This is a genomic window from Curtobacterium sp. MCPF17_047 (genome assembly GCF_003234045.1).
In the GTDB taxonomy this organism is placed as follows: Bacteria; Actinomycetota; Actinomycetes; order Actinomycetales; family Microbacteriaceae; genus Curtobacterium.
The window spans coordinates 1-14,451 of sequence record NZ_QKSF01000026.1 but is presented as its reverse complement, the minus strand read 5'-3'; the positions used below and the strand labels follow the sequence as shown (position 1 = coordinate 14,451).

14 protein-coding genes are annotated in these 14,451 nt (G+C 71.2%); 6 read left to right on the top strand and 8 right to left on the bottom strand.

Translation table 11 applies throughout. The features are described from left to right. Positions 1 to 91: 91 nt before the first annotated feature. Positions 92 to 538: an Hsp20/alpha crystallin family protein gene (locus DEJ33_RS16575; protein ID WP_111079666.1), complete on the bottom strand. Its 447-nt coding sequence runs from the start codon at positions 536 to 538 to the stop codon at positions 92 to 94. Between the two features lie 163 nt (positions 539 to 701). Between DEJ33_RS16575 and DEJ33_RS16570 the strand changes: the two genes are divergently transcribed. Then, positions 702 to 1,403: a hypothetical protein gene (locus tag DEJ33_RS16570; RefSeq protein WP_111079668.1), complete on the top strand. Its 702-nt coding sequence runs from the start codon at positions 702 to 704 to the stop codon at positions 1,401 to 1,403. A 228-nt stretch (positions 1,404 to 1,631) separates the two neighbouring features. On the opposite strand, the gene DEJ33_RS16565 is transcribed toward DEJ33_RS16570, so the two are convergent. The 3 genes from DEJ33_RS16565 to pepN all read right to left on the bottom strand — a co-directional run bounded on the left by DEJ33_RS16565 (position 1,632) and on the right by pepN (position 5,868). Next, positions 1,632 to 2,144 carry a globin gene (locus DEJ33_RS16565; protein WP_111195555.1) on the bottom strand — a complete coding sequence of 171 codons (513 nt, stop codon included), beginning with the start codon at positions 2,142 to 2,144 and terminating at the stop codon, positions 1,632 to 1,634. Further along, positions 2,141 to 3,211 (bottom strand): mechanosensitive ion channel family protein, encoded by a 1,071-nt coding sequence (locus tag DEJ33_RS16560; protein WP_258366114.1) that lies wholly within the window; start codon positions 3,209 to 3,211, stop codon positions 2,141 to 2,143. Before DEJ33_RS16560 ends, DEJ33_RS16565 begins: the two co-directional genes overlap by 4 nt. Before the next feature lie 77 nt (positions 3,212 to 3,288). Further along, a complete protein-coding gene (gene pepN, locus DEJ33_RS16555) occupies positions 3,289 to 5,868 on the bottom strand; it encodes an aminopeptidase N (protein ID WP_111195557.1) in 2,580 nt (859 codons plus the stop codon). A 124-nt stretch (positions 5,869 to 5,992) separates the two neighbouring features. Here pepN and DEJ33_RS16550 point away from each other — a divergent pair, with 124 nt between their 5' ends. Beyond that, positions 5,993 to 6,643, top strand: coding sequence for a DsbA family protein (locus DEJ33_RS16550; RefSeq protein WP_258374672.1), 651 nt, complete (start codon positions 5,993 to 5,995; stop codon positions 6,641 to 6,643). Between the two features lie 371 nt (positions 6,644 to 7,014). Here the strand turns inward: DEJ33_RS16550 and DEJ33_RS16545 are convergent, their stop codons facing one another. Further along, positions 7,015 to 7,533 (bottom strand): GNAT family N-acetyltransferase, encoded by a 519-nt coding sequence (locus DEJ33_RS16545; RefSeq protein ID WP_111195554.1) that lies wholly within the window; start codon positions 7,531 to 7,533, stop codon positions 7,015 to 7,017. On the opposite strand from DEJ33_RS16545, the gene DEJ33_RS16540 reads away from it, so the two are divergent. From DEJ33_RS16540 to DEJ33_RS16530, 3 genes are all read left to right on the top strand, one after another. Beyond that, a complete protein-coding gene (locus tag DEJ33_RS16540) occupies positions 7,532 to 8,236 on the top strand; it encodes an XRE family transcriptional regulator (RefSeq protein WP_111195553.1) in 705 nt (234 codons plus the stop codon). The two genes, DEJ33_RS16545 and DEJ33_RS16540, sit on opposite strands and share 2 nt — an antisense overlap. Positions 8,237 to 8,465: 229 nt before the next feature. Next, positions 8,466 to 8,954: a ribose-5-phosphate isomerase gene (locus DEJ33_RS16535; RefSeq protein ID WP_111078845.1), complete on the top strand. Its 489-nt coding sequence runs from the start codon at positions 8,466 to 8,468 to the stop codon at positions 8,952 to 8,954. A gap of 93 nt (positions 8,955 to 9,047) precedes the next feature. Then, complete coding sequence (locus DEJ33_RS16530; RefSeq protein ID WP_111195552.1) at positions 9,048 to 9,977, top strand: Fpg/Nei family DNA glycosylase; 930 nt, start codon at positions 9,048 to 9,050, stop codon at positions 9,975 to 9,977. Between the two features lie 83 nt (positions 9,978 to 10,060). Here DEJ33_RS16530 and DEJ33_RS16525 read toward each other — a convergent pair whose 3' ends face one another. Then, on the bottom strand, positions 10,061 to 11,539 hold the full coding sequence (locus DEJ33_RS16525) for an amidohydrolase (protein ID WP_220034499.1): 1,479 nt from the start codon (positions 11,537 to 11,539) through the stop codon (positions 10,061 to 10,063). Beyond that, on the bottom strand, positions 11,536 to 12,189 hold the full coding sequence (locus DEJ33_RS16520; RefSeq protein ID WP_111195551.1) for an FMN-binding negative transcriptional regulator: 654 nt from the start codon (positions 12,187 to 12,189) through the stop codon (positions 11,536 to 11,538). The genes DEJ33_RS16525 and DEJ33_RS16520 overlap by 4 nt, the downstream gene beginning before the upstream one ends. 33 nt (positions 12,190 to 12,222) lie before the next feature. On the opposite strand from DEJ33_RS16520, the gene DEJ33_RS16515 reads away from it, so the two are divergent. Then, complete coding sequence (locus DEJ33_RS16515; protein WP_111195550.1) at positions 12,223 to 13,629, top strand: serine hydrolase; 1,407 nt, start codon at positions 12,223 to 12,225, stop codon at positions 13,627 to 13,629. Between the two features lie 71 nt (positions 13,630 to 13,700). Here DEJ33_RS16515 and DEJ33_RS16510 read toward each other — a convergent pair whose 3' ends face one another. After that, the gene (locus tag DEJ33_RS16510; RefSeq protein ID WP_111195549.1) at positions 13,701 to 14,354 is read right to left on the bottom strand and encodes a hypothetical protein; all 654 of its coding nucleotides are present in this window, start codon (positions 14,352 to 14,354) and stop codon (positions 13,701 to 13,703) included. Positions 14,355 to 14,451 lie beyond the last annotated feature (97 nt).

Sequence of the window (14,451 nt, the reverse complement as noted above, 5' to 3'; positions counted from 1 at the left end):
CGACAGGCGGGGGCAGGGTGAGGGGTGTCGGGGAATCGACCGTGGGGTCGGCCCGCATCGGGACCGACCCCACGGTCGACTGGTCAATGCGTCAGCTGCTCGACGTGGCGCTTTCGACCGCGAGCGCCCCGGTGCTGTCGCCCGTGCTGATGGCGATCTTCCGCGGCTTCGACGACTCCTGGACGGGGATCGTCACGCTGAGCACGCCGTTGTCGTAGTGCGCGGCGATCCGTTCGACGTCCAGGCCGTCGCCGAGCGTGAGCTGCCGGACGAACGAGCCGGGCTGCCGCTCTCGCGTGAGCCACTGCGCACCGTCGGGGGCACCGAGGGTCCGTTCAGCCCGGATCGTCAGCACGGAACCGTCGACGTCGATGTCGACCGAGCCCGGATCGACGCCGGGCAGGTCCACGTCCATGACGTAGTGGTCACCGGCGCGGTAGAGGTCCATCGGCATCGAGCGTGGGCCCGCTCCCGCTCCGGCGAGGAGGGACCCGGCGAGACGGTCGAGCTCGCGGAACGGGTCGAAGTTCATGGCCATCTGACATCAACTCCTTCACTGGATGGTTGTCGGTTGAGTCGCTCTGACTCAACTGCATCCAGTTTTAGCACTCGAACCCGGAGAGTGCCAAAAGGACGCCGAGAGGACGCCGAGAGGTCGACCAGCGGGTGCCCGGACGGTCGCGGCTAGGATCGGAGGTGACATGAGCAGCTCGTTCACCCTTCCCGACGCCGCCTCGCTCGGTGACCTCCGCACCTACCTCGGGCGGGCCGCTCGCATCGAGGACGGGTCGGTCCGGCTCATCGCCGACTCGGGGGTCCTGGCGGTCTACACCGCGATCCTCTACCCGCTCGGTCTGCTCGACGAGCTGCCGACCGTCCTCGGCCTCCGGACCTTCGCGCTGACGCAGCCGGAGAACATCGACGTCGTCGTGCCGCTGCGGTCGTTCCAGGAACGTCTGCGGCTGCTCGCCGAGGCTCAGGACGCCGACCACGCGGACAGCGCCGACCCGACGCGTGCCACCCCGATCGAGGTCGAGTTGCCCCTCGAGGTCCACACCGTGACGTGGGCAGCGATCTCGCCGCCCCGTGGTGGATGGGCCCCGCTGCCGGACGTCTCCGCGGAGCTCCTGCACCGCGCGGCGCGGCAGGGGATTGACGAGGTCGCGGCCGCCGTGCCGGCGAGCTCGGGGGAGTCGATCGTCCGACGCGTTCGCTCCGAGGTGTGGGGTCGGCCGATCACCGGCGTCGAGCACCTGCCTGCCGGCGCGGGATTCGCTGCCGAGAGTCTCGGGTTCCTCGGCACCGAACCGGTGCGCCTGTTCGAGACCGGTCCGTGGAGTCGACTCACGACCTCGCGTGGGCACGTGCTCGTCAAGCGGCGCGCCTGGACCCTGAGCTCCTAGCCCGGTCTCGACCGCCGACGGCCGGCCTCGACGCGGGACGCCTGGCCCCGACCCCGGCCCGATGCCCGACTCCGACTCCGACTCCGACTCCGACTCCGACTCCGACGGTGAGCCGAGTGACCTGCTTGAGCGGGGCGAGCGGGTGACGGACGGGAGGCCCGTGTTGGATCCGCCACGGGCCTCCCGTCCGTCATCCGGCACGTCCGAGGCTGCCGAACGTCCCCCGACTCAGTCGAACGCGTTCGTCATCGCGTGGGCCGCACGGTCCAGGTACCCCCAGAGCTCGGCCTCGTCGAGCGGAGCGAGTCCGAGCGACTCCACCGCGTCGTGCATGTGCTGGAGCCAGTGCTCGCGCGCCTCGGGCGTGATGTGGAACGGGTTGTGCCGCATCCGCAGGCGGGGGTGTCCGCGCTGTTCGCTGTACGTGGACGGTCCACCCCAGTACTGCTGGAGGAACTGCGACAGCCGCCAGATCGCCCCCTCGAGGTCGTCGGCCGGGTACATCGGCCAGATGACCTCGTCGTGCTGCACTCCCTCGTAGAAGCGCCTTACCAGACGGTCGAACGTCGGCGCGCCACCGATGCGGTCGAAGAGCGATCCGCTCGCCGCGGCGCCGCCCGATCCGACACGGAGCGTGACGGGCTGCCCCGGAACCGCGCCGGCACCGTCGGCGCGACCGCTGCTGTCGGGCCGACCAGCGGCTCCGGCCGGTGGCCCGATCGGCAGGGACGGTCCGGTCATGGCGAGTCCTCGTGGTCGGTGCTGGGTTCTTCCCCGGTGCGGATGGCCCGCCCGAAGACGTTCCGTCGTGCGCTGCGGGACCGGGCGGGTGTCGGGACCGGCGCTGTCCGTACCGGGCGCAGGCCGTTCACGGAGGTGGCGTTCTCCCACCCGGCGGGCATGATCATCGCCATCGCGGGCAGGGTGACGCCGAGCTCGTCGACGCTGTGCTTGAGTCGGATGCGGAGCTCGCGGCCGACGACGTCGAGCTCGGAGGCACGGGTCTTCACGACCAAGCGGAACACCATGCCGGTGTCCGTGATCGACTGCAGGCCCCAGATCTCGGGCTTCTCGACGATGCGCTGACGCCACCGGGACTCCTGCGACATGGTGACGGCAGCGTGCAGGAGGGCGTCCTGCACCGCGTCGATGTCGGTGTCGTAGGGGACGGTGATGTCCACCAGGACACGGGACCACCCCTGGGACAGGTTGCCGACGCGCAGGATCTGGCCGTTCGGCACGAACCAGAGGATCCCGTTGACATCGCGGATCTGCATGACGCGTAGGCCGACGCTCTCGACGACGCCGGTCGCCTGCCCGGTGTCGACGACGTCACCCACCCCGGCCTGGTCCTCGAGGATCATGAAGATGCCGGACAGGATGTCGCGGACGATGCTCTGGGCACCGACCGCCAGGCCGGCGGCGACCACCGAGGCGCCACCGACGATGCCGACGGCGGCGGTCGGGAACACCGTCGAGATGATGATGGCGAACGCGATGACCGCGACGACGACGGTCGCCAGGTTCTCGAGCACGCTGCCGAGGGTCCGGGTGCGCTGGACGACCCGGGCGGTCTGCAGCGGCGAGGCGACGAGCGCCTGCGTGTCCGCGGCACCCTGCCGCTTCTTCACGCCGTTGACGATGCGGTCGACGACCTGCTTGATCGTCCGGCGGAGGATGAGCCGGAGGACCACCGCCGCGAGCAGGACGATGACGATGGTGATCGGGACGTGCCAGGTGTCGACGAACTGGGTGAACGTGTTCGACGCCCACTTCGAGACGTCGGTGGTGTCTGCAGCCAAGAGCATGATCCGATCGATGCTAAGCGGCGAGGCCTCGGCCTCCCTGGAGGAACGCCGAGGCCTCGCCGCTCGTCACATCAGGGTCAGACGTCCGCTGCCTGGACGCGGAGGGCACGCTCGGTGCCCGCGAGGTTCTCGGTGACGATGCGGCGCAGCGCCGGCGTCTCCGGGTGTGCCTCGAGCCACGCCACCGCCGCGTCACGCAGCTCCGTCGACGCCAGCGGCGCGGGGTAGAGCCCCGTGACGACGGTGTCGGCGATGTGGTAGCTGCGCTCGTCCCAGATGCGGGTGATCACGTCGAAGTACCGTGTCACGAGGCCCTCGAGCACGACCGGGGAGTTGACGTGCTGGAACCCGATCGTGGTCTGACGGACGATCGCGTTCGGCGCGTCGTCGCTGTCGACGAGCGACGAGAACGCGGCGAGCTTGCCCTCGGCCGTGGGGATCGTCGCCCGGGCACGCGCGGCGGCCTGCTCACCCGAGGCCGTGCGGTCGGCGGCGAGCTCGGTGTCGATCTCGCCGTTGCCCGCAGCGCCGGCGAGCACGAGGCCCTCGAGCAGCTCCCAGCGGAGATCGGTGTCGACCTCGAGCCCCTGCAGCGTCACCGAGCCGTCACGCAGCCCCTGGAGCGTCGCCACGTGCTCGGGCGTCGAGGGGATCTGCGCGAAGAACTTCACGAACTGGAACTGCGCGTCGGAACCGGACTCGGCCGACGACGCGAGCTGCCAGAGGGTGTCACCGACGGTACGGACGGTGCTGTCGGACTTCGCCGGCGCGACGTAGTTGCGCGCGGTGAGCAACAGCTGCGACAGCGTGGTCCGGATCGTCGTGGACTCGGTCTCGGTCGCGATGTTCCCGAGCACGAGCGACACGTAGTCGCTGGCGGGGGACTCGGCGTCACGGGTGGCGTCCCAGACGGCGCCCCACACGATGGAACGCGCGAGGGGGTTCGCGATCGCGGCGAGGTGCTCGATCGCAGTGCGACGGGACTGCTCGTCGAGACGGATCTTGGCGTAGGCCAGGTCGTCGTCGTTGAGCAGCACGAGGTCGCCGCGGTGCACGCCGACCAGTTCGGGCACGTCCGTGCGGGCTCCGTCGACGTCGATCTCGACGCGGTGTGCCCGCTCGAGCTTGCCGCCGGACGACGCGGTGTCGGCACCGAACGGTGCCGAAGCGTCGTTCGTGAAGGAGTAGACGCCGATCGCCAGTCGGTGCGGTCGCAGCGTCGGGTGGTCGGCCGGGGCTTCCTGCAGCACGGCGAACGAGGTGATCACACCGTCGGCGTCGGCCTGGATCTCCGGGCGGAGGGTGTTCACGCCGGCGGTCTCGAGCCACAGCTTCGACCACTCGGACAGGTCACGGCCGCTGGTGGACTCGAGTTCGACGAGCAGGTCCTTCAGCTCGGTGTTGGAGTGGTGGTGCTTCTTGAAGTAGGCCGAGACGCCCGCGAAGAACGCGTCGATGCCGACCCACGCGACGAGCTGCTTGAGGACCGAGCCACCCTTCGCGTAGGTGATGCCGTCGAAGTTGACCTGGACGTCTTCGAGGTCGTTGATCGTCGCGACGATCGGGTGCGTCGAGGGCAGCTGGTCCTGGCGGTAGGCCCAGGACTTCTCCATCGCCTGGAACGTGGTCCACGCTTCGGTCCACTCGGTGGCTTCGGCCGTGGCGATGGTCGACGCCCACTCCGCGAACGACTCGTTGAGCCACAGGTCGTTCCACCACTTCATGGTCACGAGGTCGCCGAACCACATGTGGGCGAGCTCGTGCAGGATCGTGACGACCCGGCGCTCCTTGATGGCGTCCGTGACCTTCGAGCGGAACACGTACGTCTCGGTGAAGGTGACGGCACCCGCGTTCTCCATCGCACCGGCGTTGAACTCCGGCACGAAGAGCTGGTCGTACTTCTCGAACGGGTAGGCGACGTCGAACTTCTCCTCGAAGTACGCGAAGCCCTTGCGGGTGATGTCGAAGACGTACTCGGGGTCGAGGTACTCGGCCAGCGACTTCCGCGCGAACACCCCGAGCGGGATGGTCCGGCCGTCACGGCTGGTGAGCTCGCTGCGGACGACCTCGTACGGGCCGGCGATGAGCGCGGTGATGTAGCTCGAGATCTTCGCCGTGGGCGGGAAGGTCCACGTGGCGTGGTCCCCGTCGACGTGCGGCTCGGGCGTGGGAGCGTTCGAGACGACCTGCCAACGTGCCGGTGCGGTCACGGTGAAGCTGAACTCGGCCTTGAGGTCGGGCTGCTCGAACACGGCGAACACGCGCCGGCTGTCCGGGACCTCGAACTGCGAGTACAGGTAGACCTCGTCGTCGACGGGGTCCACGAAGCGGTGCAGGCCTTCGCCGGTGTTCGTGTACAGCGCGTCGGCGACGACGACGAGCTCGTTCTGCGCCTGCAGGTCGGCGAGCTGGATGCGGACGCCGTCGTTCACGGCGGCGACGTCGAGCGTCACGCCGTTCAGGGTGACCGAGTGGACGGTCTTCGTGATGGCGTCGATGAACGTGCTGGCGCCGGGCGTGGCCGTGAAGCGCACACGGGTGGTGCTGCCGAAGCTCTCGGCGCCGCGGGTCAGGTCGAGTTCGACGTCGTAAGTCTGGACACTGACGATGCCGGCACGTTCCTGGGCTTCGGTTCTGGTGAGGTTCTCTCCGGGCACGGACGCTCCATCTTCGCTGCGGACGCGGACGATCGATGTCCACGTGTCGGTGGTCCCGCTCGGCATCGTGCGACGGCGGGACGGCTCGTGACCAGCCTAGCGAGCGGGCGTACGCTCACGACCTGTGACTGACACCACTGTGGAGAACACCCCTGCGACCCGGACTGCTGTGGAGTTCTGGTTCGACCCGACCTGCCCCTGGGCGTGGATGACGAGCCGCTGGGTGGGTGAGGTCGAGCAGCACCGCGACCTCGACGTGACCTGGAACGTGATGAGCCTCTTCGTCCTCAACGAGCACAACGAGGACATGCCGGCGGAGTACCGCGAGGCGATGGAGCGGAACCAGGTGTACTCGCGCCTGGTGACGGCTGCGAAGGCACGCCACGGCCAGGAGGTCGTGAAGCGTCTCTACGACGCGCTCGGCGAGCAGATCCACCACCGCCAGCAGAAGGACCCGAAGCAGGTCGTGCCGGCCGTCCTCGAGCAGCTCGGCCTCGAGGCCGACCTCGCCGACGCCGCGTGGACCGACGAGACCGATGTCGCGATGCGCGAGAGCCACCGGGACGGCATCGAGCGGGTCGGCCAGGACGTCGGCACGCCCGTCATCGCCGTCGACGGTGTCGCCTTCTTCGGACCGGTCATCTCGCCGGCGCCGAAGGGCCAGCAGGCACTCGACCTCTGGGACGGCGTCGTCGCCGCGGCCCGCTACCCGGGCTTCTTCGAGCTCAAGCGCTCCCGCACGACCGGTCCGGTCTTCGACACGGTCGAGGACTGACCCCGGCGCGACCACGACGGTCGCGCCCGCCGCGTGCATCGCCCCCCGTTCCGACGGGGCGCGATGTCGGTGCGGGGGCAGAACACGGCCGGTGCCGTCGCGGTCCCGCGGGCTCGCGTGGTGCGGGGCGGACGGGAGGCGCGGGTCGGCCCCGCCACGAGCCTCCCGGTCCGCGTCCAGCCGCGTGCGCTGCGGCCCGTTCTGACGGACGCGATGTCGGAGCGGGCGGGCTCGCGTGGTGCGGGGCGGACGGGAGGCGCGGGTCGGCCCCGCCACGGGCCTCCCGGTCAGCGGCCAGACGCGTGCACTGCGCACCGTTCTGACGGACGCGATGTCCCTGCGGGGTGCAGCCCGGCCTGAGCAAGGTCAGATCAGGCCAGCGGCAACCGCATCAGCGTCAGGTCGAGCCATCGGTCGAACTTGCGGCCGACCTCCGGGACGACCGCGACCGTCGCGAACCCGAGTCGCTCGTGGAGCGCGATCGACCCCGTGTTGGTGCTGCAGATGCCGGCGATCATCACGTGCCGGCCCTCCTCGGTGGCGCGGGTGACGAGGGCGCGCATGAGCGTCGAGGCGACACCCCGCCCGCGGAACGACTCGACGACGTAGACGCTGTGCTCGACGGTGAGCCGGTAGCCCTGGTGGGGTCGCCACTGCGAGTAGGTCGCGTACCCGGCGACGACCCCGTCGACCTCGGCGACCAGGACGGGCCAGCCGTCGCCCTGCCGCTCGGCCAGCCAGGTGTCGAACCAGGCGCGGGGGTGCGGGACCTCTTGCCAGATCGCCGTCGAGTGCAGGACCGCGTCGACGTGGAGTGCGTGCACGACGTCGAGGTCCGCGGGAGTGCAGTCGCGGACCCGAACCGCATCTGTCGCATATGCTGTCGCCATGTCTCACATCGTAGACGAGCCCGAGGGTGCCGACGCAATCCCGGACCAGGAGCGGACGGACCAGGAGCGGAAGGGCAGTGGGCGCGCGGACAGTGATCGTGCGGAGATCGATCACCCGGATGACGCCGACCAGCGCCGGCTGGGGGAGCGGTTGCAGCGCCTCCGCACCGAGCGCCGCTGGAGCCTCACGGAACTCGCCGAGGAGTCCGGCGTTTCCCGCGCCATGATCAACCGCGTCGAGCGGGGCGTCTCGAGCCCGACGGCGACGATCCTGGGCCGTCTCTCCGGCGCGTTCGGGCTCACCGTCTCGCAGCTCCTCGACGAGGCCCTCGAGCACGAGGTGCCCCGGACCAGCGATCCGGACGAGGCCCGCGGGGTGCAGCGTGCCGTCTCGGCCGACTCGTGGACCGACCCGGAGACCGGGTACCGCCGCCGGCCCCTGTCGAGCGCGGACTTCCCCGCCGACGTGACCGAGGTGCGCCTGCCCGCCGGTCGCGAGGTCGCCTACCCCGCCAGCGCGTACGCCTTCCTGCGGCACTGCATCTGGGTCGTCGACGGGGCCCTCGAACTGCAGGTGGGTGCGACCACGACGCGCCTCGGCGCGGGGGACCGGATCGAACTCGGCGAACCGGCCGACGTCGTCTACCGCAACGCCGGCGACGAGCCGTGCCGGTACGTCGTCGTGGTGGTCCGCCAGCGCTGACGGGAGGACCGCTCCGGGTCCGGCACCGCGCCTCCCGGCTCGGCCTGGCCGGCCCGGCCCGGCCTGCCCGCCCGGCCCGGCTCGTGCGCGAAAGCGACAGTCCGCGGCGGAAGGTGCGCGCAGATCTGTCGCTTTCGCGGACCGGAGGCCCGCCCCACGTCCGGCACCGCGCCTGCCGTCCGGAGCGGGCGCGGGAAGCCCGCCGCGGGTGCAGGAATAGGATCGGTCCATGCGCATCCACCTCGGAACGGACCACGCCGGCCTCGAGTTCAACAAGACCCTCGCCTCGCACCTGACCGAAGCCGGCCACGAGGTCGTGGACCACGGTCCGACCGAGTACGAGCCGCTGGACGACTACCCCTCGTTCTGCATCAACGCCGCGCACGCCGTGGTGCAGGACCAGCGCGCGGGGGTCCAGGCCCTCGGCGTCGTCTTCGGCGGATCGGGCAACGGTGAGCAGATCGCCGCGAACAAGGTCGAGGGCATCCGGGCGGCGCTGGTGTGGAACGAGTCGACCGCGGTCCTCGCGCGCCAGCACAACGACGCGAACGTCATCTCGATCGGTGCCCGTCAGCACACCGAGGAAGAGGCCATCCGCTTCGTCGACCTGTTCATCGCCGAGCCGTTCTCGGGCGAGGAGCGCCACGCCCGCCGGATCGCGCAGCTCGCCGAGTACGAGCAGACCGGCACGATCGCCGGCAAGCAGGTCGACGCGTAGCAGGGCACCTCCGGCCCGGTCACCGCGGACCGGGCCACGCGGTCGGCTTTCGGGGGACACGGGTCGTCAGCGGTAGCGGGTAGAACGGAACGCATGCCCGAGGGTCACTCCGTCCACCGAATCGCCAACCAGTTCACCCGGCACTTCGTCGGCAAGCGCTGCGAGGTGTCCAGCCCGCAGGGCCGGTTCGCCGCGGGCGCCGCACAGCTCGACGGCAAGAAACTGATTGCTGCCCGTGCCGTCGGCAAGCAGATGTTCCTGGAGTTCGAGGGCGACCTGTTCCTCCGTGTGCACCTCGGCCTGTACGGGGCGTGGGACTTCGCCGGCGTGATCTCCACCGCCGAAGCGCTGTCGGACGACGACGACCGCGAGGAGTCCTTGTCCTCGATCGGCGCCCCGCGACTCGCCCGCTACCGGATGGCCGAGCAGGAGAAGACCGAGGACCCGATCGAGGCCTTCCCGCCGGACCCGGTCGGCCAGGTGCGTGTACGGCTGCTCACCGAGGACACCGTCGCTGACCTGCGGGGCCCGACTGCCTGCGTCGTCGAGGATCCCGCCGGTGTGCAGCGTGCGCTCGACAAGCTCGGCCCGGACCCGATGAACGACGACGGCCCGGAGGCCGAGAAGGTGTTCGTGGAGAACATCCGGAAGCGCAACGTCGCGATCGGGCAGCTGCTGATGGACCAGTCCGTGGTGAGCGGCATCGGCAACATCTACCGCGCGGAGCTGCTGTTCCGGCAGCGCCTCGACCCGTACAAGGTCGGGAAGAAGATCACCGTGAAGCAGGCGAAGGCGCTCTGGGCGGACTGGTCGAAGCTGCTGCACGACGGCGTCCGGGACGGCTTGATGCTGACGATGGACGGCCTGTCCGACGCCGACCACAAGAAGGCACTGCGCTCGCGGAAGGACCGCCACTGGGTGTACCACCGCCAGGGCGAACCCTGCCGGGTCTGCGGCACCGAGATCCGGATCGCCGACATGGCCGGCCGCAAGCTCTACTGGTGCCCGAAGGACCAGAAGTAGCCCTCCCGCAACACGCAACGGTGGCGGCGCTCCGCAGGGCTACTGCCGTGCGTGACGACGCCACCGTTGCGTTTCGCGAGGACCTAGACGGCCCAGTGGGTCCAGCGGCCGGCGACGGCGGTGGCCAGGACCGGCATCGTGCGGAGTGCGGCCGACGTCGCCGTGAGCGGGTCGGACGGCACGAGGACCAGGTCGGCGACGTCGCCGACGGCCACGCCGACGCGGCCGTCGGTGCTGCCCCGCCACGCGGCGAGCGCCGACATCCGCTGCTCCGGGTGCCACGGAGCCCGTCCGTCGCGGTCCCGGCCGACGGCGGCGGCGAGCGCCACCCACGGGTCGAGTGGCGCGACGGGGGCGTCCGATCCGAGTTGCATCCGGGCTCCGGCTCGCTCGAGTGCGGCGAACGGGAAGGCCCGGTCGGTGCGGCCCGCCCAGTGGTGGTCAGCGATGTCGCGGTCGTCCATGGCGTGCTCGGGCTGGACGGAGGCGACGACGCCGAGCCGCGCGAACCGCGGGACGTCGTCGGGCTGCAGCAGTTGGGCGTGCTCGATGGTGCCGCGGGTGCCGACGGTCTCGAACGCGTCGAGTGCCAGCGTGACGGCCCGGTCGCCGATGGCGTGGACGGCGGGGACGAGTCCGGCGGCGACGGCACGGCGGAGGACCGGGAGGAGGTCCTCCGGCGTCCAGGTGAGCAGCCCCCCGCCGTCCGAGGTCGCGGCGGTCCGCGTGCCGAGAGACCCGTCGGTGATCACCTTGAACGGCCCCATCATCAGCAGGCCGCGGGTGCCCGGCACGACGTCGCCGGTGCGGAGGCCGCGGGCGACCACGCCGTCGAGCTCGCCCGGGTAGACGCCGGATGCCACGCGGATGCCGTCCGTGCCGGCGGCGATCCGGCGCGCCCATCGGTCGAGTCCGAACACCATCTCGAGGTCCACGACGCCCGTCACCCCGCGTCGGGCGGCGGCGTCGACCGCTTCCTCGACGGCGGCGTCGAGCAGTTCGCCGGGCACCCGGGACAGCGCACCGGTGACGTCGAAGGCGTCCTGTTCACGGAGGACGCCGTCCTCGCCCGCCGGCAGGGCACGGCCGAGCGCCGCTGCGAAGTGCGCGAGGGCGCGGGTGTTGCACCAGACGGCGTGCAGGTCCGCGGCGACGACGACGACCGGGAGGCCCGGGGCGGCTCGGTCGAGCAACTCGCGTCGCGCCGGGGCCGGCCAGAGTCCGTCCCGGTAGCCGTGTCCGACCAGGACGCGGTCCGGGAGCGCAGTGCGGGCGGCCTCGGCGAGGCGGTCGGCGGTCTCCTCGGCGGAGGCGCAGTCCTGCACGTCGATGCGCTGCCGCATGAGTGCCCACTGGTCGAAGTGCACGTGGTGGTCACGGAGCCCCGGTCCGAGCCAGGCGCCGTCCGCCTCGACGACCTCGGTGGTGACCTCGCTGCCGGAGGGCGCGTCGATCGTCCCCGCCGGTCCGATCGCGGCGACCCGTCCGTCGACGACCAGGACGTCGGAGGGGGCGCCGGACGTGCCCACACGGCGGACGGTGCGGAGCAGGACGGATGTCACAGCGCCTCCCGTCCGGCGTCGCCCAGGTCCTCACGACGCGCGCGCACGCGCTCCATCTCGTCCGCCAGCGCCGGCGCCGCGTAGGGCCCGTCGGCGCGGAGACCCGCGATCACCCGGTCGACGACCTCGGGTGCCTTGTTCTGGCTGAGCTTCGCGCGCGCGTCGAACCGGGTGACGCGCAGCCGGATGCCGACGGTGCCACGGGCGATGCGGCGGGCGGTGTCCTGGTCGACGTCGAGCGACACCGGGGACGGCATCTCCCGTTCGAAGTGGTCGACGAGGTCGCCGAGGACCCGGAAGTTCTCGTCGTCGGACAGGATCTCCGGCGTGCCCCACAGATGCGCGGTGGTGTGGTTCCAGGTCGGGACGAACTGCTCCGGCGGGTACCAGGCGGGGGAGACGTAGCCGTGTGGGCCCTGCACGATGACCAGGACCTCGTGCTGGCCGAGCTCGTGCGCGACCTCGTCCGGACGGCCGACGTGCGACACCAGGACGAGTTCGTCGTCGGCGCTCGGTTCGAGCAGGAACGGGTAGTGCGACGCCACCAGCCCCGTCGCCGTGTGCGACACGATCGTCGCCCAGGGGTTCCCGTCGACGAGCCGTCGGACCTCGTCGACCTCGGTCATCAGGAAGGATGGTGTGTGCCGCATCCGACGAGCGTGGCACATGCCAGGCTGTCCGGCATGGAGAAGCGCGCTGCCTACGAGTCCGTCCTGCCCTACGTCCGGGAGTGGATCGCCTACAAGGTGTGGCAGCTGCGGTTGCCCGGCGTGCAGGTCGCCGTCGGGTTCGAGGGGCAGGAACTGTTCGCCGACGCCTTCGGCTACGCGGATGTCGAGGCCGGGCGTCGCCTGACGACCTCCGACCTGTTCCGGATCGCCTCGCACTCGAAGACGTTCACCGCGACGGCGCTGCTCCAGCTCGCCGACCAGGGCGCCCTGCGCCTCGACGACACCGTCGGCACGTTCGTCCCCGCCCTGGTCGAGGCCGGTTCGCCGATCGCCGACGCCACCGTCCGCGAGCTCATGGAGATGGGTGCCGGAGTCGTCCGCGACGGCGCCGACGGCGACCACTGGGCGCTCGCACACCCGTTCCCGGACGCCGAGGAACTCGTCGCGCTCGTCGTCGCGGGCGGCGCGAAGGTGCCCGTCGGGTCGGCCTTCAACTACTCGAACCTGGGCTACGGCCTGCTCGGCCTCGTCATCGAGGCGGTCACCGGCACCCGTTACGCCGACCACGTCCGCACCGTGATCACCGAGCCGCTCGGGCTCACCGGCACCGGCGCCGAGTTCGACCCGGCGCGCGAGGACGAGTACGTCATCGGCTACACCGGCCTGCACACCGCCCGCACCCGGCAGCGCGTCCCGCACGTGACGACGGGGGCGCTCGCCGCGGCCACCGGGTTCCACGGCACCGCCTCGGACCTGGTCCGGTACTTCTCGGCACACGTGCCCGGCCGCGGCACGCTGCTCTCCGACCATGCCAAGCGGCTGGCCCAGCGGAAGGCGTGGAGCGCGCTCGACAGCGACCCCGCCGCCCGCGGTTACGGCGCCGGGTTCGTCGTCGACCGGATCAACGGTCGGGAGGTCCGTGGCCACTCCGGCGGGTTCCCCGGGCAGATCACGCAGTCGGTGTTCGACCCCGCGTCCTCGTTGGTCGTGTCGGTGTTGACGAGCAGCGCCACGGGTCCCGCGACGATGCTGGCCTACGGCATCGTCCACCTGCTCGATGCCGCCGCCGACGAGCACGCCCCCGGGGCGCCGGTGCCGGCTGACGTCGACACCGACCGCTACACCGGGCGCTTCACCACCTTCGAGGGGATCACCGACATCGCCCGCGTCGGGGAGCGGCTGCTGGCGATCGACCCGACGCAGCCGGTGCCGACCGAGTCTCCCGTCCGCCTGGAGGTCGTCGACGCGGACACGCTGCGGATGGCGTCCGGCAACCGGTTCGGGTCGATCGACGAGGACATCGTGTTCACGCGCGACGACTCCGGCGCGATCGTGTCCGTCCGGGGCGACAGCGGCATGACGCAGCGTCCGTGGTCCGTGCCGGAGGAGTCACCCGAGGTCGCGGCCGCGCTGGTCTGAGCACTGCGCGGGTCTGAGCACTGCGCTCGTCTGCACACGCAGCCCTGCGGCCAGGGACCGGGCGGTCGGCGTCAGCGGACGTCGGCCGTCTCCCACAGCCGTCGGGCACCGTCGCCGACCGGGCGGAGGAGCGGCGGCGCGAACACCAGCAGCGCCCCGACGAACGCCACGAACTGCGCGGTCTGCGGGATCGCGAACAGAACGCTCAAAGCGTCCTGCGGCGGCATCAAGAACCCGAACAGGACCGGCTCGACGACCGTCCACGCGAGCCAGATCCCGGCGCCGACCAGCACGGCCCAGGCGGCGACGCGGTGCAACGGACCGCTCGCAGCGCCGGCGGTGGTGTCGGTCGTGGTGTCGGTTGTGGTGCTGGGCCTGGTTCGCAGGACGAGCCGCACCCCGAAGACGAACAGCAGCACCCGGGCCGCGATGAACAGCACGGTCCCGAGGGGCCAGGCGGCACCGGGCACGAGTCCGGCCACGGAGTACGTCAGCGCGGCGAGGGCGAAGGCGAGCAGGACGTGGTCATGACTGCGGAGCGCCTCGATCGTCACCACGGCAGCGGCGGCGAGACCGACGGCCATCACCGCCCGGAACCCGATGCTGTACTGGTCCGGCCACGTGAGGGCGACCTGCGGCCAGCTCGCGACGACGGCGATCGCCGGGACGAGTGCGGCGACGACCGCGGCGAGTGCCGTCAGTCGATCGCGTGTGGTGTCGTGCATGGTTCCCCCTCGTGCTGTCCTGCACCGGTGCAGTGTCGGCACTCTACACATCACCGGCCGCGGCAGGGAAGGGTCGGGAGGACGGGGTGGGGAGGAC